Raw genomic sequence first — 25,621 nt, 5'->3', positions numbered from 1 at the left:
GGTGGCAGCATTGCCATATGACGGAACGCGTGGTCGGCATCGGCGCGGGCGCGAAAGAGCTCGCCACCGAGGACATGATCCTCAACATCGGCCCGCAGCACCCCTCGACCCACGGTGTGCTCAGGCTCCGGCTGACCCTCGACGGCGAGCGCATCACCACCGCCGAGCCGATCGTCGGCTACATGCACAGGGGCGCGGAGAAGCTGTTCGAGGTCCGCGACTACCGTCAGATCATCATGCTGGCCAACCGGCACGACTGGCTGTCGGGCTTCGCCAACGAGCTCGGCGTGGTCCTCGCCGCCGAGCGCCTGCTCGGCATGGAGCCCCCGGTCAGGGCGGTGTGGGCGCGCACGCTGCTGGCCGAGCTCAACCGGGTGCTCAACCACCTCATGTTCCTCGGCTCCTACCCGCTGGAGCTGGGCGCGATGACGCCGCTGTTCTACTCGTTCGACGAGCGCGAGCGCATCCAGGCGGTCATGGAGGAGATCTCCGGCGGGCGCATGCACTACATGTTCAACCGGGTCGGCGGCCTCAAGGAGGACCTCCCGCTCGGCTGGCTCGACCGCGTCTCGGCCGCCGTCGCGGAGACCCGCCGCCGCGTGCCCGACATCGAGGACCTCATCCTGCACAACGAGATCTTCATCGCCCGCACCAGAGGCGTCGGCGTGCTCTCCAAAGACCAGATCATGCAGTACGGCGTCAGCGGCCCCATCGCCAGGGCCTCCGGGGTCGATCTCGACCTGCGCCGCGACGACCCGTACCTCGCCTACCGGGAGCTGCCGGTGAGGGTCGTCACGCGCGACGCGGGCGACTGCGAGTCCCGCTTCCAGGTGCTGTTCGACCAGCTCAGGGTCTCGCTCGACCTGGCCGACGCCTGCGTCGAGCGCCTGCGCTCGCTGCCGCCCGGGCCGATCAACCAGCGCCTGCCCAAGGTGCTCAAGGTGCCGGAGGGCCACACGTACGCGTGGACCGAGAACCCGCTCGGCATCAACGGCTACTACCTGGTCTCCAGGGGCGACAAGACGCCGTGGCGGCTCAAGCTCCGCTCGGCCTCCTACAACAACATCCAGGTGCTGCGGGAGATACTGCCCGGGCAGCTGGTCGCCGACATGGTGGCGATCCTCGGCTCGATGTTCTTCGTCGTGGGTGACATCGACAAGTGACGACCGATCGTGACAAGTACGTCGACTGGCTCCGAGCCCTGAGCCTCTGCGTCGTGGTGCTGTGGCACTGGGCGTTCACCATCCTCGACTGGAAGCCGTCCGGCCCCGAGCCGACCAGCCCGCTGGGCTTCACCTCGGGGCTGTGGATCCTCACCTGGCTGCTGCAGGTGCTGCCGCTGTTCTTCTACGTCGGCGGCCACGTGCACCTGCTGTCCTGGGAACGGGCCAGGGCGCGCGGGGTCGGCATCGGCTCGTTCGTCTGGCGGCGCATCCGCGCGCTGGCCTTACCCGCGCTGTTCCTGTCGGGGGCATGGATCTCCGTCGGCGCGGTCGTCACGTACACGTTCGGGGTCGACTGGATGTGGCGGGTGGTGCTGCTGGTGCTCAGCCCGCTGTGGTTCCTCGCCGTCTACCTCGTGCTGATTTCGCTGCTGCCGGTCGCGCTCTGGCTGCACCGCCGCTACGACGTGCTGGCGCTGATCTGGCTCGGCGGCGCGGCGCTGGTGGTCGACGTGGTCCGCTTCCGGTACGGCGTCGAATGGGCCGGCTGGCTCAACATGATCATCGTCTGGGGGCTCGCCCACCAGGCCGGCTTCTTCTACGACCGGGTCGTCGCCCTGCCCAGGCGCTACGACGTCGCGCTGCTGTGGACCGGGCTGTTCGCCCTGTTCGGGCTCGTCTACTCCGGCATCTACCCGGGCTCGATGGTGGGCGTGCCGGGCGACAAGTGGTCCAACATGGCGCCGCCCACGTTCGTGATCGTCGCCCTGCTGCTGTTCCAGATCGGGTTGGTGGAGGTGCTGCGGCCGCCGATGGAGCGGGTGCTGGAGCGCCCCGGCTGGAGCCGGGCCAACGCCTTCATCAACCGGTACTCGCTGCCGCTCTTCCTCTTCCACACCACCGGCATGGCCATCGCCCTGGGGCTGTCGTGGTGGCTCTTCGGCACCATGGGCGCGTCGATCCCGCCCGACCTGAAGTGGTGGCTGGAGCGCCCGATCGCGATCATCGGCCCGCTCGTCTGCACGACGCCGGTCATCTACCTGTTCGGCCGCCGCGCCGGCAGCCGGACGGCGGCCCGGCAGGGGACCTAGTCGTGGTTGTTCCGCTCGTCCTTGTCCTTCGGGATGCGGCAGGCGTGCTCCAGGTAGAGGGCGGCGCAGACCAGCGCGATGCAGGCCACGAACGAGCCCACCGCCACGAAGAACTCCAACCGCGGAGTCTCCCGGTCGAACATCTGCACGGTGTAGGCGGCGAATCCGGCGAACAGCCCGCCGAAGGCGGCGCCCGCGTACGCCGACGCCTTGGCCAGTGCGGCCAGCCGGGCGACTGCCAGCGGCTCCACCGGCTTGGTGCCCGGCTTCCTCGCGATCCTGGCCTTGGTGGCCCACGCGCTGTAGCCCTCGCCGATGGCCAGCAGCAGCATCGTGGGAATCGCCGTCCACGGTATGAAGACCTTGCCGTAGATCGGCTGGATCAGTCCCCAGGCGAGGACTCCGGCCACGAAGGCGATACCGATCAGAGGTCCAGGATGTGTGGGCTTCAATCGTCGGGCCTCTGCAGCTTCAGGTCCTCGCGAAGGCGTACCCCCCGCTTGTCGACGCCCTCCAGCAGCTCCGCCACCCGGCCGTGCCCCGGCAGCACGCCGTCGGGGTCGGCCTTCACCCACGGCACGAGCACGAACGCCCGCTCGTGGGCGCGCGGATGCGGCAGCGTCAGCTCCGGCTCCTCGCAGACGACGTCGCCCACCACGATCAGATCGACGTCGAGCGTGCGCGGCCCCCAGCGCTCGGCGCGCACCCGGCCGAAGGCGGTCTCGACGCTCTGCGCCCGCTCCAGGAGCGTGCGCGGCTGCAACGTGGTCTCGGCGACCACAATCGCGTTGAGGTACGGCTTCTGCCCCGCGGGGCCGCCGACCGGATCGGTCTCGTAGACCGGGGAGGCGCTGACGAACTCCAGCCCCGGCGCGTCGAACAGGGTGTCCACGGCACCCTGCAGCGTCTGGAACCGGGGCCCCAGGTTGCTCCCCAGAGCCAGGACGACTTTCATACGCGGCTCCGCTCGATGGTCACGACCACGTCGTCGAACGGCAGCGGGATCGGCGCCGCCGGTTTGTGCACGCTCACCTCGGCCCGCTGGACCGGCTCGCCGGCCGCCAGGCACACGTCGGCCAGCCGCTGCGCGAGCGTCTCGATCAGCGCGACCGGCTCCCCCTCCACGACCGCCACCAGCGCCTGCGCCAGCTCCCCGTAGTGGACCGTCTTGGTGAGGTCGTCGCCGGCCGCCGCCGGCGCGGTGTCCAGGAACAACGTCGCGTCGATCACGAACTCCTGCCCGAGCTCCCGCTCGGCCGCGAGCACGCCGTGCCTCCCCCGGGCCCGCAGGCCCTTGAGAGCGATGCGATCAGCGCTCAAGCTCGCCTTCCTCCTCCTCGTCGTCGTCGCTCTGGAGCACCGGCGAGCCGTGGTGCATCCACAGCCGCCAGCCCTGCGAGGTGCGGACGTAGACGTTGCTGGCCACCACCTTGCCCGCCGCGAAGCTGGCCTCGCCCTCCTCCCCGGCGGTCAGGATGTTCTCGACGCAGGTCAGCACGGCCACATCACCCAGCACCGTCGTGGCGACGTCGGTCAGCACGAACTGGATGTAGGTGGTGTTGGCCATGATCAAAGCCCACGACCGCAGCACCTCCGAGCGGCCGGACAGCAGCGTCCAGCCCGGGTGCACGCAGCTCACCTGCTCGTTGCCGGAGTCCTCGGCCCAGATCTCGGTCATCTTGTCGAGATCGGCGCTCTCGATCGCGGCGTAGAACTCCTGGTTGATCGTCTCGATGGCGGCGGTGTCGACGCTCATGTGGCTGCTCCGGCTCTCTTCCATGCGGCGGCCACGCGCACGGCATCGGCGTTGGGGCGGACGTGGTGCACGCGCACGCACCAGGCGCCCGCGTGCGCGGCCAGCGCGGTCACGGCCAGGGTCGCGTCGTCGCTGCCGCTGAACGGCCGCGGCGTGCCGTCGGGATCGGCCAGCAGGCGCCCGAGGAAACGTTTGCGTGAGGCCCCGACCAGCAGCGGGAAGCCCAGCTCCGCCAGCTGCGGGATGCCGGCCAGCACCGCCCAGTTGTGCTGGGCGTTCTTGGCGAAGCCGAGGCCAGGGTCGAGCACGATCTGCTCCTCCGCCACGCCCTCCGCCATCACCAGGTCGACCCGCTTGGCCAGCTCCTCGCGGACCTCGGTGACCACGTCGGCGTAGACGGCGCGGCTGTCCATGTCGTGGCTGTGGCCGCGCCAGTGCATCACCACGTACGAGACTCCCGTGGCGGCCACCACGCGCGGCATCTCGGGGTCGGCCAGGCCACCGCTGACGTCGTTGACGAGCCGCGCGCCCGCCTCGACCGCGGCGGCGGCCACCTCGGCGCGCATCGTGTCGACGCTGACCGCCACCCCTTCGGCGTGCAGCGCTCTGATCACCGGCACGACTCTGGCCAGCTCCTCCTCCAGCGAGACCCTGGCCGCGCCGGGGCGGGTGGACTCGCCGCCCACGTCGACCAGGTCAGCTCCCTCCTCGACCAGCTCGAGGCCGTGCTGGATGGCGGCCCGCTCGTCGAACCACAGACCGCCGTCGGAGAACGAATCGGGCGTCACATTGACCACCCCCATGACGAGGCACCGATCCGCACCTCCCGGCACGTTCATGGGCACGCTAGTCATGGGCCAAGCCTAGGCGCTTCCCGACACATGTTGACATCGCGGGTACCCCGTTCGGTCATCAGCGACCCAGGATCAGCGCCATCGCCTCGGATCGGGTCTTGTCGCTGGTGCGGAAGTTCCCGCGGACGGCGGAGGTGACGGTCTTGGCGCCCGGCTTGCGTACGCCCCGCATCGTCATGCACAGATGCTCCGCCTCGACCACGACGATGACACCGCGCGGTTCCAGGACCCGCATGAGGGCGTCGGCGATCTGGGACGTCATGCGCTCCTGCACCTGGGGACGGCGCGCGAACACGTCGACCAGCCGGGCCAGCTTGGACAGGCCGGTCACCTGGCCGCGCTCGTTGGGGATGTAGCCCACGTGGGCCAGCCCGTGGAACGGGACCAGGTGGTGCTCGCAGGTGCTGTAGACCTCGATGTCCCTGACGAGGATCATCTCGTCGTGGTCGACGTCGAACACCTTGGTCAGCACGTCTTCCGGCGTCTGCCCCAGCCCTGAGTACTGCTCGGCCATGGCCCGCGCCACTCTGGCGGGCGTCTCGAGGAGGCCGTCGCGGTCGGGATCCTCGCCGATGGCGTAGAGGATCTCGCGGACGGCCTTCTCGATGCGGCCGAGGTCAACGTCGTGCTGTGTCACGCAGTGTCTCCGGACGGGAGGGCGCCCTGGTGGCCTCCCGTGAGCGAGCCGTTGGCCGACTGCTCCTTGGGGGTCAGGATCGGGGGACGATCGGAGGGCAGCCGCTTGCCGTAACCCGCGTAGGACGGGCGGTGCTCCTTGACCACCACGGGGGCGAAGATCTGCAGCACCTGCTCGCGGGAGAGGGTCTCCTTCTCCATGAGCTCGAGCACGAGGTTGTCGAGCACGTCGCGGTATTCGACCAGGATGTCCCAGGCCTGGTCGTGCGCCGTCTCGATCATCCGGCGGACCTCCTCGTCGATCGAGGAGGCGATCTTCTCGGAGTAGTCGCGCTCGTGGCCCATCTCGCGGCCCAGGAACACCTCGGCCTGCCCGGTGCCGAACTTGCGGGCGCCGAGCTGCTCGCTCATGCCGTATTCGGTCACCATGCGGCGGGCGACGGCGGTGGCCTTCTCGATGTCGTTGGAGGCGCCGGTGGTGGGCTCGTGGAAGACGAGCTCCTCCGCCGCGCGGCCGCCGAGCAACATCGCGAGCTGGTCCATCATCTCCGACCTGGTGGCCAGGAACTTGTCCTCCATCGGCAGCGTCATCGTGTAACCGAGCGCGCGGCCCCGGGACAGGATCGTGATCTTGTGGACCGGGTCGGAGTTGGGCAGCGCGTGCGCCACCAGCGCGTGACCGCCCTCGTGATAGGCGATCATCTTCTTCTCCTTGTCGGACATGACCCGCGACTTGCGCTCGGGTCCTGCCATGACGCGGTCGATCGACTCCTCGAGGACGTCCATCGAGATCAGCTTCTGGTCGGCCCGCGCGGTGAGCAGGGCGGCCTCGTTGATCACGTTGGCCAGGTCGGCGCCCGTGAACCCGGGCGTGCGGCGCGCGATGACGTCGAGGTCGACGTTGGGCGCGAACGGCTTGCCGCGGCCGTGGACCTTGAGGATGCCCTTGCGGCCCTCGAGGTCGGGGCGGTCGACGGTGACCTGGCGGTCGAAGCGGCCCGGACGCAGCAGCGCCGGGTCGAGGATGTCGGGCCGGTTGGTCGCGGCGATGAGGATCACGCCGCCCTTGACGTCGAAGCCGTCCATCTCGACCAGCAGCTGGTTGAGCGTCTGCTCGCGCTCGTCGTGACCGCCGCCCAGGCCGGCGCCGCGGTGGCGGCCGACGGCGTCGATCTCGTCGATGAAGATGATCGCGGGGGCGTTGGCCTTCGCCTGCTCGAACAGGTCGCGCACGCGCGAGGCGCCGACGCCGACGAACATCTCGACGAAGTCGGAGCCGGAGATCGAGTAGAACGGCACGCCCGCCTCGCCGGCCACGGCGCGGGCCAGCAGGGTCTTGCCGGTGCCGGGCGGGCCGTACAGCAGCACGCCCTTGGGGATCTTGGCGCCGATCGCCTGGAACTTGGCCGGGGCCTGCAGGAACTCCTTGATCTCCTGGAGCTCCTCGATGGCCTCGTCGGCACCCGCCACGTCGGCGAACGTGGTCTTGGGAGTGTCCTTGGTGATCAGCTTGGCCTTGGACTTGCCGAAGTTCATCACCCGCGAGCCGCCGCCCTGCATCTGGTTCATGATGAACAGGAAGATCAGCACGATGATGACGATGGGCAGGAAGCTCACCAGGATGCTGACCAGGAAGTTCTCCTGCGGCACCTCGGTCGTGAAGCTCTTGGTCTTGCCGGCCTGGACCTGAGCCTGGAGCTCGTCGGTCAACTTGCTGCCGTAGCCGGTCACCCAGTCGGACTGGATCAGCCGCGTCGGGGTGTCACCGGCCTTCACCGTGACCGGCTTGTCCAGCGTCACCTCGATCCGGTTGTCCTTGTCGATGATCCTGGCGTTGCTGACGTTTCCGGCCCGAATCTGCTGAAGGACCAGGGACGTGTCGGCTTCCTTGTAACTGCCGCCGCCACTGAACAACTGAGTGACGAGGAGGAGCAGCACGACGATGCCCAGGATCCACAGCAGTGGCCCACGTGTAAATCGCTTGAGATCCATCCGATGCGGAACCCCTTGCGGGCCCGTCCCTTCCTGACCATGGCCTGGAACCCCGGGCTGGCCCGGGGCCGCGGCATCCGACACCGCGACTTCTGACTACCCGAAGGGGACACGCGGTCACCCTCCCGGAGTCTGAAGGTACACCGGCAGAGCGCACGGGGGGACCCGCCCGCTACACCGGCCTTGCCCTATCAACGTACGTCAGGTCGCGCGGTGTTCCCGGCGCTGCACCGGATTGCTACGTGTAAACGTGTGGGGCGAGTGTGCCGATGAACGGCAGATTTCGGTATCGCTCGGCGTAGTCCAGGCCGTAACCGATGACGAACTCGTTGGGAATGTCGAAGCCCACGTATTTCACATCCATCGGCACCTTCACCGCGTCGGGTTTGCGCAGTGCGGTGCAGATCTCCAACGACGCCGGATTACGCGACTTCAGGTTTTCCAGCAGCCAGTGCAAGGTGAGGCCGGAGTCGATGATGTCCTCGACGATCAGCACGTGACGGCCCATGATGTCGGTGTCGAGGTCTTTCAGCACCCGCACGACGCCGGACGACTTGGTGCCGGCGCCGTACGACGACACCGCCATCCAGTCCATCTGCACGGGCACGTGCAGGGCCCTGGCCACGTCGGCCATCACCATGACGGCGCCCTTCAACACGCCCACGAGCAGCAAGTCCTTGCCCGCGTAGTCCTCGTCGATCCGCCCGGCAAGCTCTTTGATCTTCGCCTGGAGCTCGTCCTCGGGAATGAGGACCTTTTCCAGGTCATTGCCCATGTCGGCAGCGTCCACCTGTGGTTCCTTATGCGATGGGACTGATGGCGAGTATCAGGGTGCCATACCGCCGGACAGCGGACAGACCCCCCGGCAGGTCAACGCCCTTCTGCCCGCGCCACCGCGTGACCAGCCGGTCCACGGCCAGCACGTGGGCGGCCGACAGGGCTCCCGACGGGGCCCCGGCCGCGATCGCGGCCCGCCGCAACACCCTCCGCCGCACGGCGTCGGGCAGTTTCTCCAGCTCTGGTACGGCCAGCGTCACCGATCCCGGAATATCGCTTAGAGCGCAATCCTGGTACGCCGATTCCGCCCATCCTTCAAGAGCGTCGGCGTCCTCGCGCGCCATCCCGGCGGTCCTCGCGAGCGCCTCCGCCACCCCCGGGCCCAGCTCCGCCTCCAGGACGGGCAGGACCCGCCTCCTGACGCGCACCCTGGTGTAGCGGGGATCCTCGTTGTGCGGGTCGTCCCAGGGGTCGAGGTCCAGGGCACGGCAGGCGGCCACGGTGGTGGCCCTGGGGATCGCCAGCAGCGGGCGCCGGTATCTGCCGGAGGCCGCCGCCATCCCCGACAGCGACCTGAGGCCGCTGCCCCTGGCCAGCCCCAGCAGCACGGTCTCGGCCTGGTCGTCCCTGGTGTGGCCGAGCAGCACCGCCTTTGCGCCGTGCTCGTCGGCCGCCCGCGCCAGCGCCGCGTACCTCGCCTCCCGCGCCGCCGCCTCCGGGCCGCCCTCCGTGCCCACCGTCACGGTCCGCACCTCGGCCGGGTGCAGGCCCAGCCGCCTCGCGCCGATGTCGGCGACCGTGCTCGCCTGCTCGGCCGACCCGGGCTGGAGCCCGTGGTCCACGGTGACCAGGCCGGCCCGCAGGCCCATGCGAGGTGCCACGAAGCTCAGGGCCGCCGCCAGCGCCAGCGAATCGGCTCCGCCGCTGCACGCCACCAGGACCAGCGCGTCGGGCTGGAGGTCGGCCAGCGCCTCACGCACCGCCCTGCGCACGTCGGCTACGGCTGGATGTGGGCCCACGCGTGCCATTCTCCCGCCTGGGCACGCACCGTCGTCCCGCCGCCGTGCCCCGCACCTCGGGGCCCCGTCGACGCGGCGCCCCGAGCGCCGTCCGATGCGGAGCCGTCCGATGCCATGGCCGAGTGGACGGCGTCACGCCATGCGAGCCGACATGCCGCACCGAGCGCCGGCCGCCGTGTCTCGTGCCATCCGACACGGCGGCCCGGGCGGGTCAGGCCGGGAGGGCCGGGGTGCCGATGACGCGGTGGATCCAGGAGTCCGGGTCGGCGATCTCCTTGGACGTGGGCAGGGTGTCGGCTGAGGTCCAGATCCGGTTGAAGCCATCCATCCCGACCCGGCCCACCACCTTGCGGACGAACGCCGACCCCTCCGCGTACTGCTTCATCTTGAGCTCGATCCCCAGCAGCCGCCGCACCGTGCGGTCGAGGCGGGAGCCGCCCTCGCGGCGCTGGGCGAACTTGGCGCGGATGTCGGCCACCGAGGGCACCACGGACGGCCCCACCGCGTCCATGACGTAGTCGCCGTGCCCCTCCACCAGGGTCATCACGGCCGTGAGCCGGTCGAGGATCTCCTTCTGGGCGGGCGACTGGATGGCGTCGATGAGGTTGCCCTCGCCGCCGCGCACCACGTCGGCCACCGTGTCGGCGGCGCTGCGGAGGCGGTCGAGCAGCGTGGGCAGGTCGAGGTCGGAGGCGAGCAGGAACTCGGTCATCTGCGACCGGACGTATTCGCGCAGCCACGGAACGCCCGTGAACTGCACCCGGTGCGTCTCCTCGTGGAGGCACACCCAGAGGCGGAAGTCGTGCGGGTCGACGCCCATTTCACGCTCGGCGTGGACGATGTTGGGCGCGACGAGCGTGAGGCGGCCCGTGGGCTCCTGGCCCGTGGGGTCGGGCGGCAGGAACAGCTCGTACTGCCCCAGCACCCGGGAGGCGAGGAAGGCCAGCACGGCCCCCACCTCCACGCCCGTGATGCGGGAGCCCACCGCCGTGACGAGGGCGGGCGGCTGGTTGTCGCCGCTGCCCATGCGCTGCGTCAGGGGCTCGAGCACCACGCGGAAGCCCTCGACGTTGGCCCTGATCCAGCCGGGCCGGTCGACGATGGTCGCCGCCTGTGGCGCGGTCTCGGTGTGGATTTTCGTGAAGTCGCGTACGTGGCCCTCGGCCTCGCGTGACAGGGTGCGGAGCTCGGTGACGGCCTGCCTGGCCTCCTCCCGGCTCACCTGAGGACCGGGGCGCACCAGGCGCGTGCCGGTCGTGACGGCCAGATCCCAGTCGATCACCTGCATACCGTCCACCGTACGTGCTCCTCGCCCTACCTGCGAAGGAGCGCCGGTGTATGGAGTGGGGAGAGAGGGGGCAAAGTGCCCGGCTCCCCGGCGGGGGCGTCAGGAGCGGGCGACGGTCGCGGCCAGGCGGTCGAGCACGGGTTCGGCGGTGACGGGCACGTCGTCCGCCATGAAGGCGAAGGTCACCAGCCGCCCGTCCTTGGTGGTCGCCATGCCCGCCAGCGTGTTGACGTTGTTGAGCGTGCCGGTCTTGGCGCGTACGAGCCCGACCTGGCCCCTGCTGTCGCTCCCCGTGAACCGGTGGCCGTTGCCGAGCGTGCCGGAGAAGCCGGCGATCGGCAGCCCCGTGGCGATGGCGGCCAGCTCCGGGTGGTTCGGCGAGCCGGCCATGGCGAGCACGGTGGCCAGGGCGTACGGGCTGATGCGGTTGCGGATGGACAGGCCGCTGCCGTCGGAGAGCGAGACGCCCTGCGTGACCCCGAGCCGCTGGAGCACCGCGAGCACGGCCTTGGCGCCTCCGGCGGAGGACGCCTCCTGGCCCTCCTTGATGGCGACGTGCCTGGACAGGGCCTCGGCGAGGTCGTTGTCGCTGCGGGTGAGCGCGTGCTCGACGAGGGCGTAGAGCGGGGCTGAGTCGACCTTGCCCAGCTCGGGGGCGCCTGCCGCGGCCTTGCCGGGCTTGACCGACCTGGCGACCGCGATGCCCTCCCCGCGCAGGAGCTTGGCGAACGCAGCGGCGGCGTAGCGGGGCGGGTTGGAGACCCGGGGCTTGTTGGCGCGCGGGTTCTGGCGGCCCTCGTCCATGGCGAGGGCGTAGATGGGCGCCGCCTCGCCGTCGGGGACGTAGTTCGGCTTCCAGCCGGGAGGGATCGGCGGGCCGACGAACAGCGAGGTGTCGTACGAAAGGGTGATTTTTCTGATGTTTTGCGACTTGAGGGTAGCGGCCGTGCGAGCCGCCAGGGTCTTCAGGCTGGCCTGCTTGGGGTACGCCGGCTTCGCCTGCGGGCCCGCGAGCATCGGGTCGCCGCCGCCGACCAGGACGGCCGTGCCCGGCGTCGCCCCCTGGACGACCCTGGTGGACAGGCGGGTGTCCGGCCCCAGGGAGGCGAGCGCGGCGGCGCAGGTGATGACCTTCGTGGTGGACGCCGGGGTGATGGGGGTGTCGCCGCCGGAGTCGAAAACGCGCTGCCCGGTGGCGGCGTCGATCACCACCGCGCCGACGTGGTCGCCGAGAGCTTCGTCACCCAGGGCGTCGTTGAGCTGCCGCGTCAAAGTACCCTTGGTCGGGAGAGGTCCGTCTCCGGGCTTCGCCGGGAGGTGGGCCAGCACAGGCCCCGCGGTGATCACGGGGGCGGTGGGAGGGCCTTCCGTCGGCTTGGTCGGTGGTGACTGGCTCGTCAACGCGCCCAGGCTGAAGTCGGTCGTCACCGCGTACACGCCGATGACGATCGTCAGGGCCTGCAGCACGGCGAGAGTGGTCAGCATCACCCACCGGTCGTGCCGCGCCACGTCGCCTGCCCTCTCTCCTGGTGTTCGCTTACGAGACATTAACGCCCACCCGGGGGTGCCCGGGGGCTTGAGTGCGGGAGACGCCGTCCGACCCGGCCCGTCCGGGGCGGGCGCGAGCGGCCCGTGAGAAAGGACCGCGGTGGAGTTCGACGTCGTCGTTGAGATTCCCAAGGGGCAACGCAACAAGTACGAGGTGGACCACGAGACCGGGAAGATCAGGCTCGACCGGCTCCTGTTCACCTCCACCCAGTACCCCGCCGACTACGGCTTCATCGAGAACACCCTCGGCGAGGACGGAGACCCGCTCGACGCGCTGGTGCTGCTCCAGGAGCCGACGTTCCCCGGGTGCTACATCACGTGCCGGGCGGTGGGCATGTTCAGGATGACCGACGAGAAGGGCGGCGACGACAAGGTCCTCTGCGTCCCCTCGACCGACCCGCGGATGCACCACATCCAGGACATCCATCACGTGTCGGAGTTCGACCGGCTGGAGATCCAGCACTTCTTCGAGGTCTACAAGGACCTGGAGCCCGGCAAGTCCGTCGAGGGCGCCAACTGGGTGGGCCGCATCGAGGCCGAGGCCGAGATCGAGCGCTCGTTCCGGCGCGCCGAGGAGTCGGGTCATCACTGACCGTCCCCTTCAGCGGGGCCTGGTGGCGCCCACCAGGTCCCCGCGCCAGATCGAGGAGACGCGTACGACGTCTCCGGTCTGCGGCGCGTGCACCATCTGGTCACGGCCGACGTAGATGCCGACGTGGTGGATGGTTCCGGGGTCGTCGCTGACGTGGCCGAAGAAGAGCAGGTCTCCCCGTTTCAGCTGGTCCAGCGGCACGTGCGGCCCCGACGTCCACTGGGTGCCGGTCCAGTGGTCCAGGCGCACGCCGGCTTTCTCCCAGGCCCGCATCGTGAGCCCTGAGCAGTCGTAGGTGTTGGGCCCGGCGGCCGCCCACACGTACGGCTTGCCGAGCTGGGTCAGCGCCCAGTCGGCCACCATGTCGCCCGGGGCGGAGCCGCCGGTGGCCAGCGCCGACAGCGCGTGGGCCCGCCGCCTGGCCAGCCGCTGCGCCCGGCTGCGCGCCGCGTCCACCCGGCGGCTCAACTCTTCGGTGCGCACCCTGAGCTGCCTCGTGTCGCGCCGCTGCCTGGCCACGGCGGCCTCGGCGGCCTTCCTGGCCTCCTCGGCGCGCTCGGAGGCGACCTGCTGGGCGGCGTAGGCGTTCGCAGCCTGGGTGCGCAGGATGGCGGCCACCTGCTGGGTGTCGTGCATCCTGCCGAGAACGGCCGCGCGCTCGTTCCACAGCTGCGCGAGCATGCTCGCCCGGTGCAGTGCTCCCTCGCGGTCGCCCTGGTCGACGAGCATGCCGACGACCGGCGTCATCAGGCCCAGCCCGCCGTAGGCCTGGGCGGCGAGCAGCCCGACGGCCTGCCGGGCCCGCTCGACCTCCGCGTCGGCCGCCGCCAGGCGCTCCCTGGCCTGCGCGTACGACAGCTCGGCCTGCCGGAGCCTGACCACCTCGCCGTTGTACGCCTCGACCAGGCGCTCGGCCTCGGCCGCCAGGCCGTCGAGCCGCGACTGCGCCGTGGCCAGCCTCGCGGTGACCACGCCCAGCGTCCTGGAACGCTCGCGGGCCACCTGGCGGGCCTTCTTCACCTCGCGCGGCGAGGGCGCGCGCTCGGCCTCGGCGGGCGGGCACAGGGTGACGACAAGGCAGCACGCCGCCAGCCCAGCCCGGAATGCGCGCATAGGTCCCCCTGGAAACACATGGTTACTCTATGCACACAGTTCCCAGCCGTTTCACTCACGTAACGTGACCGGCGCGGGCTCCTCAGCCGCTCGTGCTGGGCGAGGACGTCACGGTGGAGGTGACCGTCGGTGTGGGGGCCACCGTCGGGGTCGTGGTCACCGTCGGGGTCGGCGTGGCGGACGGGGTGGGCGTGCGGGTGCGGGGCGGCCTGGGCGGCCGGGGCGTGTGTCCGTGCTGCGGCTCGTGCGGTGGCTCGTGCGGCGGCCCGCCGGTCGGCGGGACCAGCGTCGGCGGCGGGACGTACGTGGGAGGCGGGGCGGCGGGCGGCTGCTCCCGCGGGCCGGGCGAGCCGGGATGGGGCGACGGCGTGCCGCCGGCCTTCGCGGGACGGGCGGGCGCCGGGGGAGTGGGCGGCGCGGGAGGCGAGGCGATCATCGGGGCGCCGGTCACGCCGATGAGCTGGGTGACCTTGTTGTCGAGGTCGGGCTCCCCGGGCACCGATTCGTCGACGGGCTCGGAGCGCCAGGGCAGCTGGATGCCGGGCGGCTGCCCCGTGGGCGGGAACGCGGCCGTCGCCATGCCGGAGACGCCGCCGCTTCCCCTGCCGAACTGCTGGAAGATCACCGCTATCGCCACCACGGCCGCGACCGCCGCCACCGCGCCCGCCACCGCCCGAGGCCACCCGCGAAGGCCCTTCGCCACGGGTACGGGAAACCCGGCGGCCCCCAGAGCGCTCGTGCGCCTGGCGACGTAGCGGCGGTAGGGCAGCAGCTCGGGATCGACGAAGCAGCTCATCACCCGCAGGCGCAGCGCGTCGGGGAGCGTCTGCGCGGGCAGCAGCGCGAAGACCTTGGCGGCCGACACCTCGCGCACGCGGTGCGGCGCGCAGACCTCGCACCTGGGCACGTGCCTGACCAGGCGCTCGCGCATTTCCTGGGTCAGCTCGCCGGAGAACCCGGCCAGCATCGCGGCCCGCCGCGGGCAGTCGTAGGGGCCCTTCCTGGCCAGGATCTCGGCGGTGATCGCGTCGCGCAGCCGCTCGCGGGCGCCGTCGAGGGCCTGCTCCACCTGCCGGGTGCCGAGCACCTGGGACAGCTCGGGAGCGGACAGCTCGTGCCGGTACGTCAGCTCCAGGACCTCGCGGTCGGCGACGGGCAGGCTGAGGACGGCGTTCCAGGCCATGACGCGCAGGTCGGCGTCGGCAGGGTCGCCGGGCGGCGGCGCCTCGGCGAGCGCCTGGCCGGCGTCGCGCGGGGCGGCGGCCCTGCGGCGCAGGCACTCGGACCTGGCCAGCGCGTACAGCCAGGCGCGCAGCCGGTCGGGGTCGGCCAGCGCGCCCGCGTGCGCCTCGGCGGCGATCAGCGTGTCGCGGAGCGCCACCTGGGCGCTGTCGGCGCTGAGCAGGAGGGACCAGCAGTAGCGGTAGACGCTCTCCGCGTACGTGTCATACAGCGCGGCGAGCGCGCCCGGATCACGGGCGCGGAGTGCTTCGACCAGGACGCGGTCATTCATATGACCGAAGGTAATTGATTGGTAACTAGTAGTTCTACCGGTTTCGCCGGTACAGCATGACGGCGTTCTGGAATTTGCGGTGATTTATTGTTTGTGCTCGGAAACGACCTGTGTGCTGCGATCCACCGCGAATGGCTGTGTCGTCGGTTTCACCGTGTGGATCGGTACGGCTCCGCCGAGCGCCAGTTCCTCGTACGGACGCGCGGTGGACCCCCAGGTCCGGGCTGTTATGTCGGTTTTCGCCACCTTGGAGCCCACGGGCAGCCCCGACACCGTGAGAATGAAGCGCGGCGGGCTGCCTGCTTTCACGTCGTCCACGAATGTGCTGCCGCCTCCGAGGAGTTTGCCCGCCTTGTCGCGGAGCAACGCGTTCACGACGAGGCTGCTGGCGGTCATCTGATAAGGGTTACCGACATATCCAGTAATAAGGTATGTGCCGTCTTTTTGGCGCAATGTCTGGGCGCGGGTGATGGGAAAGTCCTGGAACGCCGAAGGGATCCGCGCCGCCGGCCGCCAGCGCGCCGGACGGTACTGGATCGTCACCTTCTCCGGCTTCTCCACGGCGGTGGCCTGGCCGGTGAAGGCCAGCGAGCCGCCCGGCGGCACGGCGTCGAGCGGCTGGTCCATCCTGACCACTTCGGTGCCCTTGGCGTCACGCCCGACGATCGTGGCCACCACGTGCTCGCCGAAGTGCCACGGGTTGGCGTTGCTGAGCACACCCGCCCAGGTGACGGCGTAGCCGTCGGCGGATTTGACGATGTTCGAGACCTGTTCCTTGAGCGCGAGGGGCTTGAGCTCCTGTGCTGGGCGTTTCTCGTCGGTGCACCCGGAGAGGCAGATCGCCCCGAGTGCCCCGAGTGCGAGCAGGCTGACGGTTCGGCTACGCGGGATCACTTTGCCGTGATAACCCGTGCATGGGCACGGATGGCAGGTGACACGCGCCTGCCGTACCAACTCTTTAAGGGCGGCTCTTCAAGGGCGGCTCTTCAAGGGCGGGCTCAGCGGGGGCGGGCGACCCTGGTCTCGTCCCAGACCGGCTCCGGCGACTCGTAGACCGTGCCGTCGGAGCCGAAGACCAGGTAGCGGTCGAAGTCAGCGGCGAACCAGCGGTCGTGGGTGACCGCCAGCACCGTGCCGTCGAACGCGTCGAGCCCCGACTGCAACGCCTCGGCGCTGGCCAGGTCGAGGTTGTCGGTCGGCTCGTCGAGCAGCAGCAACGTGGCGCCGGACAGCTCCAGCAGCAGGATCTGCAGCCGCGCCTGCTGCCCGCCCGACAGCGAGTCGAAGCGCTGCTCGGCGGTGCGTCCGGCCAGCTCGTAGCGGGCCAGCGTCTTCATCGCCTCGTTCTTGAGCTTGGCGTGCTCGGTCATGACGATCTCGACCGGGGTGCGGCCGAGCAGGTCGGGCCGGGAGTGGGTCTGGGCGAAGTGGCCGGGGACCACGCGGGCGCCCAGCCTGGCCACGCCGCCGTGGGCGACCGGCTCGCCGGCCAGCAGGCGCAGGAAGTGGGACTTGCCCGAACCGTTGGAGCCGAGGACCGCCACGCGCTCGCCGTACCAGACCTCGAGGTCGAAGGGGCGCATGAGGCCGGTGAGCTCCAGCTTCTCGCAGATGACGGCCCGCTTGCCGGTGCGCCCGCCCTTGAGGCGCATCGAGATGTTCTGGTCGCTCGGCGCCACCTCCGGCGGCCCGGCCTCCACGAACTTGCGCAGCCGCGTCTGGGCGGCGTGGTAGGGGGCCGCCATCCCGTCGTTGTACCTGGCCTTGTTCTTGAGCATGTTGACCAGGGCCTTGAGCTTGGCGTGCTCCTCGTCCCAGCGCCTGCGCAGCTCGTCGAGGCGCTCGTTGCGGGCCCTGCGGGCCTCGGCGTAGGTGGCGAAGCCGCCGCCGTGGATCCAGATGTTGCCGGATTCGACGGTGACGATGCGGTCGGCCGCGTTCGCCAGGAGCTGGCGGTCGTGGCTGACCAGCAGCACGGTCTTGGACGTCTCCCTGAGCTGCTGCTCCAGCCATTCCTTGCCGGGCACGTCGAGGTAGTTGTCGGGCTCGTCGAGGAGCAGCGTCTGGTCGGGGCCGCGCAGCAGCGCCTCCAGGACGAGCCGTTTCTGCTCGCCGCCGGACAGCGTGGACACATCACGATATTTCACTTGTTCGTACGGAACGCCGAGGGCGGCCACCGTACACGTGTCCCAGAGCACCTCGATGTCGTAGCCGCCCGCGTCGGTGTAGTCGCTGATCGCCTGCGCGTAGCGCAACTGCGTCTTCTCGTCGTCGCGCTCCATCATCACCAGCTCGGCCGCGTCGAGCCGCTCGGCCGCCGCGCGCACCGCGGGCGGGGCGACGCCGAGCAGCAGATCGCGCACGCCGCTCCCGTCGCGCACGCTGCCGATGAACTGCCGCATCACGCCCAGCCCGCCCGAGCTGGCCACGCTGCCGTCGACCGGCTGGAGGTCACCGGCGATCAGGCGCATGAGCGTGGTCTTGCCCGCGCCGTTGGGTCCGACGAGTGCCGCCTTGACGCCTTCGCCGATCCTGAAGGACACGTCGTTGAGCAGGGGCCGCCCGTCGGGCAGCACGTATGTCAAATGTCCTACTTCGACGTGGCCCATCCGCGCAGGCTATCGGCCGAACTCCGGCTCGGGCATCACATTTTCGCCGGTCGGTCTGCCACCGCACCGCGCGGGACCTCACGTCCGGACGCGACGGGCCGCAGTCCACGAGCGTCGCCCGGGTCAGGTGGCGCGGCCCGCGCCGTCAGCTCAGATGGCCGGTGACCCGGGCCGCGTGGGCGAGGATCCGGGAGTTGACCAGGTCGGGCAGGTCGAGGGCGATCGAGTGGCCGGTGCCGGGCACTACCTCGACCTCGGCGGCGGGCACGAGGCGGACGAGCCGGCGGGCGACGGCCGGGGAGTCGTGCATGGTGCTGTGCTTCCCGAGCAGCACCAGCGCGGGCGTGGTGATCGCGGCCAGTTGCTCGTCCGTGAGGGGCACCATCGGGGGGAGCGCCTGCTCGAACAGGTACGTCCCCGCGATCGCGGCCATGATGTCGCCGGGCCGGTTGACGGAGTCGGTGTGCAGCAGGCGGGCCATCGGCCGGCGGAGCCAGGGCGGCGAGTAGAGGCCGATCCCGCAGGCGACGCCCCACGCGAGGTGCCGCAGGGTGGCGGTGCGGAAGGCGGCCGGATCGAGCAGCGTCATCCCGGCCACGCGCTCGGGGATGGAGATCGCCGCCAGCATCGACTGCCAGCCGCCGTACGAGAAGCCGACGAGGTACGCCACCGGCGCCCCGATGCCGTCGAGCACCTCGGCGAGCCAGGTGTTCAGGTCGGCGGGCCCGGTCAGCGGCCGGGTCTGCCTGCTGCGGCCCGCCGCGCCGACCGGGTCGACGAGATAGACGGGATGCGCGGCCCCGACCGGGCCGCTCGTGTGGAGCCAGCCCAGCGAGTTTCCGCCCATGCCCGGCAGGAACACCACCGGCAGGCCCTCGGAGGCGCCTGTGCGGTAGAGCCGGGTCGTGCCGAACCCGGTGGCGAGATCCACCGGCTCGAGAGGGACCGGCCAGTCGCGGATGGCCGCGTCGTAGCCGTCGAGGAACTTCCGCTCGGCCTCGTCGCTGCGGAACCGGCCGATCCGGGAGTGATCTGCCACGTTCGCTCCTTCCGGAGAAATCCTACGTGATACATCTGTATCATAAACTGCGTGCCCAAACGAGTGGATCATGAAGAACGGCGGCGGCAGATCGCCGAGGCGGTCGTGCGGATCGCGGCGTCACGGGGGTTGCACGCGGCCAGCATGCGCGAGGTGGCCGCCGAGGCTGGAGTCTCCCTGCGCCTGGTGCAGTACTACTTCCACACCAAGGAGGAGCTCCTGAAGGGGGTGCTCGCGCACCTGGGCAGGCAGATCACCGAGCGGGTCACGCGGTCCGTGGCCGCCATGGGCGAGCCGATGACGCCGCGCACGTTCCTGTACGGCGCGCTGACCGCCCTGATCCCCACCGACGACCAGAGCCGCCGCATCATGCTGGCGTACCAGGCGCACTACACGCTCACCCTCACCGAGCCCGAACTGGCCGCCGAGGGGCTGACCTACGCCAACGGGCTGCTCGACTTCGTCGCCGGCCATATCCGCCAGGCCCAGGAAGCCGGCGAGGTGGCGGCGGACGAGGACCCGCGCCAGGCCGCGGCCATCACTCTGGCCCTGGTCACCGGGCTGCAGTCGAGCGTGCTCGCGGGGCAGTACGACGGGCGGACGGCGACGGAACTGCTCACCTCGCATCTCGACCGGCTGATGGGAGGCCCTGGACAGCAAGTGATCTAATGACTAGAACTGTAGGGAACGTCCCCGAGGACCGGTGATCCCCTCCCCCAAGGACCGGTGATGACGCGATTCCGCTCCGCCCTCGCACCCCTCGCCATCGCGCTGGCCGGCCTCACGGCCGTGCCGCAGCCGGCCTGGGCAGCCCCTCCCAAGCCCGTCCCCTCCGTGGCCGGCCCGCGGCAGGAGGCCGCGCCGGCCGCCGCCTGCGCCCCGGCCGTCAAGCAGGCCACCGAAGACGCCCGGCTCAACACGCTCTTCACCACCTACGGCAACGACAACAGCCGCCTGGACGACTGGACAGGCGCCGACGGCACCTACTCGGTCAGGCTGCCGGGCGGCAAGGAGCTGTGGATCTTCTCCGACACCTTCCTCGGCCAGGTGAACCCCGACGGCTCGCGGCCACCCGTGGTCGAGGAGGGCGGGACGACGGTCTTCCTCAACAACTCCTTCGCCGTCGAGCGCGGCGGCAGGCTGTCGACGATCCACGACGGCACGCCCGCCGAGCCGGAGGCCGTCATGCCCCCGCGCGACGGGAACCACTGGTACTGGGCCGGTGACGCGACGGTGGCCGGCGGGATCGTGGAGGTCACCTACCAGGAGTACGAGCGCTTCGGCCCCGGCGCCTGGGACTGGCGCTGGCACCGCAACGTGGTGGCCAGGTTCGCCCCCGGCCGGCTCGACCAGCCGATCAGCGTGCGCGACCTGCCGTCCGGGCACGGCGTCTCCTGGGCCTCGGCGATCCTTCGGGACGGCGACTACACCTACGTGTACGGCGTCGAGGACCTCGGCTCCCCCAAGTACATGCACATCGCCCGGGTCAGGGGGCACAGCCTGCTCGGCACGTGGGAGTTCCGGACGGCCGACGGCACCTGGTCGCGGAACGAGGCCGACTCCGCGCGGATCATGAGCGGGGTGGCGAACGAGTACAGCGTTACCCGGGTCGGTTCGGGATATGTCCTGATAACTCATGACACGACCGAGGCCCTCAGCCCCAACATCGTGGCCTACTCCGCCTGCTCCCCCGCCGGCCCGTTCACCGGCAAGCAGCACGTCTACACGACCCCCGAGACCGGCGGGAACATCTTCACCTACAACGCCCACGCCCACCCCGACGTGGCGGGCACCGGGCTGGTCGTCTCCTACAACGTCAACAGCTTCGTGAACACCGACCACTATCGGGACGTGTCCATCTATCGACCGAGATTTCTGGATGTGACCTTCGAGTGAGGCGTAACTGGGCGGCCCGCCTGCGGCACATCACGCTCGACGGGCTGCGGGCGGTCGTGCTGGAGAACGAGCGGCTACGCGTGACCGTCGTGCCGGACAAGGGCGGCGACGTGGTGGAGTTCCTCCACAAGCCCACCGACACGGACTTCGTCTGGCTCTCCCCGCAGGGCCTGCGGGACCCGCGCGACCACCTCCAGGGCGCGGCCGACGACGTCGCCCAGTTCGTCGACCACTACGAGGGCGGCTGGCAGGAGATCTTCCCCAGCGGCGGCGCGCCGAGCGAGTACCGCGGCGCGCGGCTGGCGCAGCACGGCGAGGTCTCGGGGCTCCCGTGGGAGTGCGCGGTCGTGGCCGACGACGAGGACGAGGTCGCGGTACGGCTCAGCGTGCGCACGCGGCGGCTGCCGTACCGGATGGAGAAGGTGCTCAGGCTCAGGTCGGGCACGGCGGCGCTGGAGATCGAGGGCCGGGCCACCAACGAGGCGGACCTGCCGCTGCACGCCATGTGGGGCCAGCACATCGTGTACGGCCTGCCGTTCCTGCGCCCCGGCGCCAGGATCCGGCTGCCGGAGGGCGTCACGGTGATACCGCATCCCGGCCCGATCAACCCGGAGGGCCGGCGGGTGCGGGCGGGCGGGCCGTGGCGGTGGCCGAGGGTCCCCGCCGATGGAGGCGGGGAGACCGATCTGAGCGTGGTCCAGGAGCCGGGCGCGCCGAGCGACATCGTCTACCTGACCGGATTCACCGAGGGGTGGTACGAGATCTCGGGGGACGTCGGCATCCGGGTGGAGTGGGACGCGACGCTCCTGCCGTACCTCTGGATGTGGCAGGAGCTCGGCGCGTCCACCGGCTACCCCTGGTGGGGGCGGGCGTACACGGTCGGCCTGGAGCCGTTCTCCAGCATGCCGACCGACGGCCTGGCCGCCGCCGTGGCCAACGGCACGGCCCTGGTCCTGGACCCGCATGAGACGAAGGTGTTGCGGTTGCGCGCGGAGGTTGTGGCATGAGTGAGTTCAGGGGCAAGGTGGCGCTGGTCACCGGCGGGTCGATGGGCATCGGGCGGGCGGTGGTCGACCGGCTGGCCGACGGCGGGGCGTCCGTGGTGTTCTGCGGCGTCGACGAGGACGCGGTGCTCGACGCCAACGGTGTGACAGGCGTGGTCGCCGACGTGCGCCGGGCCGGCGAGATGCGCGACCTGGTGGACCTGGCGGTGTCGAAGTACGGCGGGCTCGACATCGTGGTCACCTGCGCGGGCGTGCAGCGCTACGGCACGGTCGAGGACACCCCGGAGGAGGTCTGGGACGAGGTGCTCGACATCAACCTCAAGGGTGTCTACCTCACCTGCAAGGCGGCCGTCCCCAGGCTCCGGGCCCGCGGCGGCGGCTCGATCGTGCTCATGTCGTCGGTGCAGGCGTTCGCCTCGCAGGCGCAGGTGGCCGCGTACACCGCGAGCAAGGCCGCGATCAACGGCCTGACCAGGGCCATGGCGCTCGACCACGCCGCCGACGGCATCCGGGTGAACGTGGTCTGCCCCGGCTCGGTGGACACGCCGATGCTGCGCTGGGCGGCGGACCTGTGGCGGGGCGAGGTGTCGCAGGAGGACCAGATCCGGCAGTGGGGCCGCTCCCACCCGCTGGGCCGGGTGGCGAGGCCGGAGGAGGTGGCCGAGGTGGTGGCGTTCCTGGCCGGGCCGCGCTCGTCGTTCGTCACCGGGGCCGAGCACCGCGTGGACGGCGGCCTGCTCGCCCAGAATCCGGCGGCGCTCCCCGACTGACTGTCTCCCGAGTTGCCCACGGGTTCCCATGGTCGCGTACCTGAGCCGGCAACGGTTGCGTCAACGCGGCGAACTCCCTGGTCACACCGCTGGTACCAGTGGTGGTCTGCGTGCCGGGCACGCGACCCGGCTCCGGGCGCGCAGCCCCGAACGGGACCGGCGAGTCATGACGTCTGGTGTTCGATTCGGCACGCTAGGTTACGAGGTCGATACGACTCACCGATCGAGGAGACACCTGTGAGGCTATCCAGAAAGGCCGCCGGCATCGTCGCCGCGGCCGCGTTGTTCACGGTGGCCGCCCCGGCCGCCGCCGCGGTGGCGAGCCCCCGCTCGACCTGCTACGGCGGTCGCGTCTGCCTGTACGCGAGCTTCGACTACAACCGCGGCCAGATCGACCACTGGCGCGACTTCATCCGGGACGACGCCGACTTCTCCGACAACAACTGGCTGAACTGGGACTTCAGCAACTCCTGGCAGAGCATGGACAACGAGACCAGCTCCGTCAGGAACCGCATCGGCTGCAGCGCCACCCTCTGGCAGCACCCGGGCTACACCGGTGCTCACAGCACGTTCACGCACAACTCGAACGACGGCTTCCTGGCGAACAACGCCATCGGCAACAACCGCGCCAGCGCGCTCGACATCTGGTGCCGCTGAGCGATAAGGGGAGTGCCGGTTTCCGGGCTTGGCCGCCGGAAACCGGCTGCCGCGGGCTCCTCGCGGGCGCGCTGCTGCTGATCTCCGTCGTGGCCTGCGCCGCGGACGAGCCCAAGCCGCAGGCGAGCGGCGTCACGTCGGTCTCGCAGCTGGTGCTGCCGTTCGACGCCTACAAGCCCACTCCCGAGCAGCGGGCCATCCTGGGCAACGCCCACAACAAGCTCGTCGAGAGCTGCATGCGCCGGCGGGGCGTCGCCATCAGCCCGCCGGACGACGATCCCGACACCATCGCCGCGGTGGAACCCGGCAACTCTCGCCGGTACGGCGTCGCCGACACCGTGGCCGCCAGGACGTACGGCTACCACCTGGCCCGGCCGCCCTCGCCCGACACGACGGGCTCCTGGGCGAGCAAGCTGTCCAAGCACGCCCGCCACCGCCTGTACGGCACCGCCGCCGACCGCGGCTGCCTGGACCGGGCGACGCAGACCCTGGACAAGGGCGCCACGAAGGCGGACTGGCCGTGGCTGTCGCTGCAGGACTCGCTCACGCTGGAGCAGGCGGCCAAGCAGCCGCCGGTGGCGGCGGCGGTCAGGCGCTGGCAGTCGTGCATGAGCCAGGCCGGCCACCCCTACCCGGCGCCGGAGGCGGCCATCGCCGACGACCGGTGGGACCTGGACAAGCCGGCCGTCAGCGAGGAGGAGAAGCAGGTCGCGGCCGCCGACACGACCTGCAAGTGGGCCTCGGGCCTGGTCACCACCTGGTTCGCGGCCGACGCGGAGCTCCAGCGGGCCGTCGTCCGGGACAATCCCGAGCGGTTCGCCGCGCTCCGCGCCAACCTCACGCAGCGCCTGGCCCGCTCGTCAGCGCTGCTGGCCGAGCACGAAGGCGGCGAGGTCCGCTGACTGGCGCAGCCTGCTCGGCTCGTGGACGTACATCATGTGGCCGGCCTCGTAGTACCTGAACTCCACGTTGGCGGCCAGCTCCTCGGGCACGGGCAGGTGCGCGAAGGCGTGCTCGGCGGCGTAGTACGGCGTCGCGCCGTCGTGGTAGCCGCAGGCCACGTGCACCCGCAGGTGCGGGTTGGCCCGCATGGCGGCGCCCAGCTTGTCGACCACCTGCACGTGCGCGCCCTCGAACTCCTTGTACGACCACGGCCGCACCCGCGAGGAGAGCACCTCGTACGGCAGGTCGTTGGCGTAGCCGAGCTCGGCGCGCAGGTAGTGGTTGAGCGCGGCGCTGTACGGACCCATGATGGCGTCCATGCTGGGGTCGGAGGTGAAGTGCTCGCGCCCCGAGTCGGGGTCCCAGCCGGTGAACCGCCCGTCGAGGCGGCCGACGGTCCTGCGGCGCGAGCGCAGCAGCTCGGTGAAGAACCGGATGTGCTCGATCCGCAGGTCCACGCGGTCGACGTAGTCCTCGGTGAGCCCGGTCAGCGAGGCGATCGTGGCGACGGCGCTCGCGCGCTCCTCGCGGGTGAGCCGGCTGCCGCGCGCCAGCGCCCACGGGTAGTCGCGCTCGGCGTACGCCTCGGCCTCGCGCAGCACGTCGGCCAGCGGCCGGTCACCGTGCAACCCGTGATAGTGCGCAATAGCCGCATAAGTCGGCAAATAGAGGGCGTAGGCGAGGTCGTTGCCCTGGTTGAAGTCGCCGGTGATGAAGTCGAGCACCGAGGAGATCAGCATCACGCCGTTGAGGTACATGCCGTAGCGCGACTGCAGGTGCTCGGCCAGCGCGGCCGCCCTGATCGTCCCGTACGACTCCCCGGCCAGGAACTTCGGCGACATCCACCGCCCGTTCCTGGTGGTCCACAACCGGATGATCTCGCCGACCGACTCGATGTCGCCGGTGAACCCGTGGTACGGCTCCGGCTTCTCGCCCTCGGCCGCCCGCGAGAACCCGGTCGAGACCGGGTCGATGAAGACCAGGTCGCTGGCCGCCAGCAGGCTCTCCTCGTTGTCGGCCAGGGAGTAGGGGGGCGGCAGGAGCGCGCCCGCGTCCCCCATCACGACCCGGCGCGGCCCGAGCACCCCGAGGTGCAGCCAGACGCTCGACGAGCCAGGCCCGCCGTTGAACGCGAAGGTGACCGGCCTGGTCAGCGGGTCGGCGCCGTCGAGCGTGTACGAGGTGACGAACATCTCGGCCTTGGGTCGCAGGCCCTCGAACGTGCCGTCCTTGGTCACCTCCTCGCGCAGCACCATGGTGCCGGTGGTGGCGGTGTACGCCTGCCCCGACGGCAGGGTGTGCGAGGAGGTGACGAGATGGTCAGCCGGGGGTGTCGGCTGTGTAGCTTCAGACATATCGCCC

The 25,621-nt window shown here is 70.7% G+C and carries 26 protein-coding genes; 9 read left to right on the top strand and 17 right to left on the bottom strand.

Features of this window, described 5'->3' with window-relative positions:
- Nucleotides 1–17: 17 nt before the first annotated feature.
- Both FH608_RS07750 and FH608_RS07745 read left to right on the top strand, forming a co-directional pair.
- Nucleotides 18–1,163, top strand: a complete 1,146-nt coding sequence (locus tag FH608_RS07750; protein WP_139629662.1) for an NADH-quinone oxidoreductase subunit D — start codon at nt 18–20, stop codon at nt 1,161–1,163.
- A complete protein-coding gene (locus FH608_RS07745) occupies nt 1,160–2,254 on the top strand; it encodes an acyltransferase family protein (RefSeq protein WP_139629661.1) in 1,095 nt (364 codons plus the stop codon). Before FH608_RS07750 ends, FH608_RS07745 begins: the two co-directional genes overlap by 4 nt.
- On the opposite strand, the gene FH608_RS07740 is transcribed toward FH608_RS07745, so the two are convergent.
- The 11 genes from FH608_RS07740 to dacB all read right to left on the bottom strand — a co-directional run bounded on the left by FH608_RS07740 (nt 2,251) and on the right by dacB (nt 12,085).
- Complete coding sequence (locus FH608_RS07740; RefSeq protein ID WP_139629660.1) at nt 2,251–2,706, bottom strand: DUF3180 domain-containing protein; 456 nt, start codon at nt 2,704–2,706, stop codon at nt 2,251–2,253. The genes FH608_RS07745 and FH608_RS07740 overlap by 4 nt on opposite strands.
- A complete protein-coding gene (gene folK / locus FH608_RS07735; RefSeq protein WP_139629659.1) occupies nt 2,703–3,209 on the bottom strand; it encodes a 2-amino-4-hydroxy-6-hydroxymethyldihydropteridine diphosphokinase in 507 nt (168 codons plus the stop codon). Before folK ends, FH608_RS07740 begins: the two co-directional genes overlap by 4 nt.
- On the bottom strand, nt 3,206–3,574 hold the full coding sequence (gene folB, locus FH608_RS07730; RefSeq protein ID WP_139629658.1) for a dihydroneopterin aldolase: 369 nt from the start codon (nt 3,572–3,574) through the stop codon (nt 3,206–3,208). Before folB ends, folK begins: the two co-directional genes overlap by 4 nt.
- Nucleotides 3,564–4,010: a nuclear transport factor 2 family protein gene (locus FH608_RS07725; protein ID WP_139629657.1), complete on the bottom strand. Its 447-nt coding sequence runs from the start codon at nt 4,008–4,010 to the stop codon at nt 3,564–3,566. The genes folB and FH608_RS07725 overlap by 11 nt, the downstream gene beginning before the upstream one ends.
- The gene (gene folP / locus FH608_RS07720; protein WP_139629656.1) at nt 4,007–4,864 is read right to left on the bottom strand and encodes a dihydropteroate synthase; all 858 of its coding nucleotides are present in this window, start codon (nt 4,862–4,864) and stop codon (nt 4,007–4,009) included. The genes FH608_RS07725 and folP overlap by 4 nt, the downstream gene beginning before the upstream one ends.
- A gap of 58 nt (nt 4,865–4,922) precedes the next feature.
- Complete coding sequence (gene folE, locus FH608_RS07715) at nt 4,923–5,501, bottom strand: GTP cyclohydrolase I FolE (RefSeq protein WP_139629655.1); 579 nt, start codon at nt 5,499–5,501, stop codon at nt 4,923–4,925.
- Nucleotides 5,498–7,492, bottom strand: coding sequence for an ATP-dependent zinc metalloprotease FtsH (gene ftsH, locus FH608_RS07710; RefSeq protein ID WP_139629654.1), 1,995 nt, complete (start codon nt 7,490–7,492; stop codon nt 5,498–5,500). The genes folE and ftsH overlap by 4 nt, the downstream gene beginning before the upstream one ends.
- 238 nt (nt 7,493–7,730) lie before the next feature.
- Nucleotides 7,731–8,282, bottom strand: a complete 552-nt coding sequence (gene hpt, locus FH608_RS07705) for a hypoxanthine phosphoribosyltransferase (protein WP_193318286.1) — start codon at nt 8,280–8,282, stop codon at nt 7,731–7,733.
- A 10-nt stretch (nt 8,283–8,292) separates the two neighbouring features.
- Nucleotides 8,293–9,297: a tRNA lysidine(34) synthetase TilS gene (gene tilS / locus FH608_RS07700; protein ID WP_139629653.1), complete on the bottom strand. Its 1,005-nt coding sequence runs from the start codon at nt 9,295–9,297 to the stop codon at nt 8,293–8,295.
- A gap of 202 nt (nt 9,298–9,499) precedes the next feature.
- Nucleotides 9,500–10,576, bottom strand: a complete 1,077-nt coding sequence (locus tag FH608_RS07695; protein ID WP_193318313.1) for a zinc-dependent metalloprotease — start codon at nt 10,574–10,576, stop codon at nt 9,500–9,502.
- A gap of 99 nt (nt 10,577–10,675) precedes the next feature.
- Nucleotides 10,676–12,085: a D-alanyl-D-alanine carboxypeptidase/D-alanyl-D-alanine endopeptidase gene (gene dacB, locus FH608_RS07690; RefSeq protein ID WP_139629652.1), complete on the bottom strand. Its 1,410-nt coding sequence runs from the start codon at nt 12,083–12,085 to the stop codon at nt 10,676–10,678.
- A gap of 139 nt (nt 12,086–12,224) precedes the next feature.
- Here dacB and FH608_RS07685 point away from each other — a divergent pair, with 139 nt between their 5' ends.
- Nucleotides 12,225–12,716 (top strand): inorganic diphosphatase, encoded by a 492-nt coding sequence (locus FH608_RS07685; protein ID WP_139629651.1) that lies wholly within the window; start codon nt 12,225–12,227, stop codon nt 12,714–12,716.
- A gap of 9 nt (nt 12,717–12,725) precedes the next feature.
- On the opposite strand, the gene FH608_RS07680 is transcribed toward FH608_RS07685, so the two are convergent.
- The 5 genes from FH608_RS07680 to FH608_RS07660 form a co-directional block, all read right to left on the bottom strand.
- Nucleotides 12,726–13,829 (bottom strand): C40 family peptidase, encoded by a 1,104-nt coding sequence (locus FH608_RS07680; protein ID WP_139629650.1) that lies wholly within the window; start codon nt 13,827–13,829, stop codon nt 12,726–12,728.
- An 82-nt stretch (nt 13,830–13,911) separates the two neighbouring features.
- A complete protein-coding gene (locus FH608_RS07675; protein ID WP_139629649.1) occupies nt 13,912–15,342 on the bottom strand; it encodes an RNA polymerase sigma factor in 1,431 nt (476 codons plus the stop codon).
- An 84-nt stretch (nt 15,343–15,426) separates the two neighbouring features.
- The gene (locus tag FH608_RS07670; RefSeq protein ID WP_139629648.1) at nt 15,427–16,236 is read right to left on the bottom strand and encodes a hypothetical protein; all 810 of its coding nucleotides are present in this window, start codon (nt 16,234–16,236) and stop codon (nt 15,427–15,429) included.
- A gap of 104 nt (nt 16,237–16,340) precedes the next feature.
- On the bottom strand, nt 16,341–17,951 hold the full coding sequence (locus tag FH608_RS07665; protein ID WP_139629647.1) for an ABC-F family ATP-binding cassette domain-containing protein: 1,611 nt from the start codon (nt 17,949–17,951) through the stop codon (nt 16,341–16,343).
- Between the two features lie 145 nt (nt 17,952–18,096).
- On the bottom strand, nt 18,097–18,990 hold the full coding sequence (locus tag FH608_RS07660) for an alpha/beta fold hydrolase (RefSeq protein ID WP_193318285.1): 894 nt from the start codon (nt 18,988–18,990) through the stop codon (nt 18,097–18,099).
- A gap of 51 nt (nt 18,991–19,041) precedes the next feature.
- Here FH608_RS07660 and FH608_RS07655 point away from each other — a divergent pair, with 51 nt between their 5' ends.
- The 6 genes from FH608_RS07655 to FH608_RS07630 all read left to right on the top strand — a co-directional run bounded on the left by FH608_RS07655 (nt 19,042) and on the right by FH608_RS07630 (nt 24,219).
- Nucleotides 19,042–19,659 (top strand): TetR/AcrR family transcriptional regulator, encoded by a 618-nt coding sequence (locus FH608_RS07655; protein WP_226899123.1) that lies wholly within the window; start codon nt 19,042–19,044, stop codon nt 19,657–19,659.
- A gap of 60 nt (nt 19,660–19,719) precedes the next feature.
- Complete coding sequence (locus FH608_RS07650) at nt 19,720–20,886, top strand: DUF4185 domain-containing protein (RefSeq protein ID WP_139629644.1); 1,167 nt, start codon at nt 19,720–19,722, stop codon at nt 20,884–20,886.
- Nucleotides 20,883–21,893: a DUF4432 family protein gene (locus FH608_RS07645; protein ID WP_139629643.1), complete on the top strand. Its 1,011-nt coding sequence runs from the start codon at nt 20,883–20,885 to the stop codon at nt 21,891–21,893. Before FH608_RS07650 ends, FH608_RS07645 begins: the two co-directional genes overlap by 4 nt.
- On the top strand, nt 21,890–22,660 hold the full coding sequence (locus FH608_RS07640; protein WP_139629642.1) for an SDR family NAD(P)-dependent oxidoreductase: 771 nt from the start codon (nt 21,890–21,892) through the stop codon (nt 22,658–22,660). Before FH608_RS07645 ends, FH608_RS07640 begins: the two co-directional genes overlap by 4 nt.
- A gap of 237 nt (nt 22,661–22,897) precedes the next feature.
- Complete coding sequence (locus tag FH608_RS51315) at nt 22,898–23,317, top strand: peptidase inhibitor family I36 protein (RefSeq protein WP_193318284.1); 420 nt, start codon at nt 22,898–22,900, stop codon at nt 23,315–23,317.
- Nucleotides 23,308–24,219 carry a hypothetical protein gene (locus FH608_RS07630; protein ID WP_139629640.1) on the top strand — a complete coding sequence of 304 codons (912 nt, stop codon included), beginning with the start codon at nt 23,308–23,310 and terminating at the stop codon, nt 24,217–24,219. The genes FH608_RS51315 and FH608_RS07630 overlap by 10 nt, the downstream gene beginning before the upstream one ends.
- Here FH608_RS07630 and FH608_RS07625 read toward each other — a convergent pair.
- Complete coding sequence (locus tag FH608_RS07625) at nt 24,178–25,614, bottom strand: S10 family peptidase (RefSeq protein WP_139629639.1); 1,437 nt, start codon at nt 25,612–25,614, stop codon at nt 24,178–24,180. The genes FH608_RS07630 and FH608_RS07625 overlap by 42 nt on opposite strands.
- Nucleotides 25,615–25,621 lie beyond the last annotated feature (7 nt).

The organism is Nonomuraea phyllanthi, from assembly GCF_006334985.2.
Taxonomy (GTDB): Bacteria; Actinomycetota; Actinomycetes; order Streptosporangiales; family Streptosporangiaceae; genus Nonomuraea; species Nonomuraea phyllanthi.
The sequence above is the reverse complement of the archived record's forward strand: the minus strand, read 5'-3'. Positions and strand labels throughout refer to the sequence as shown.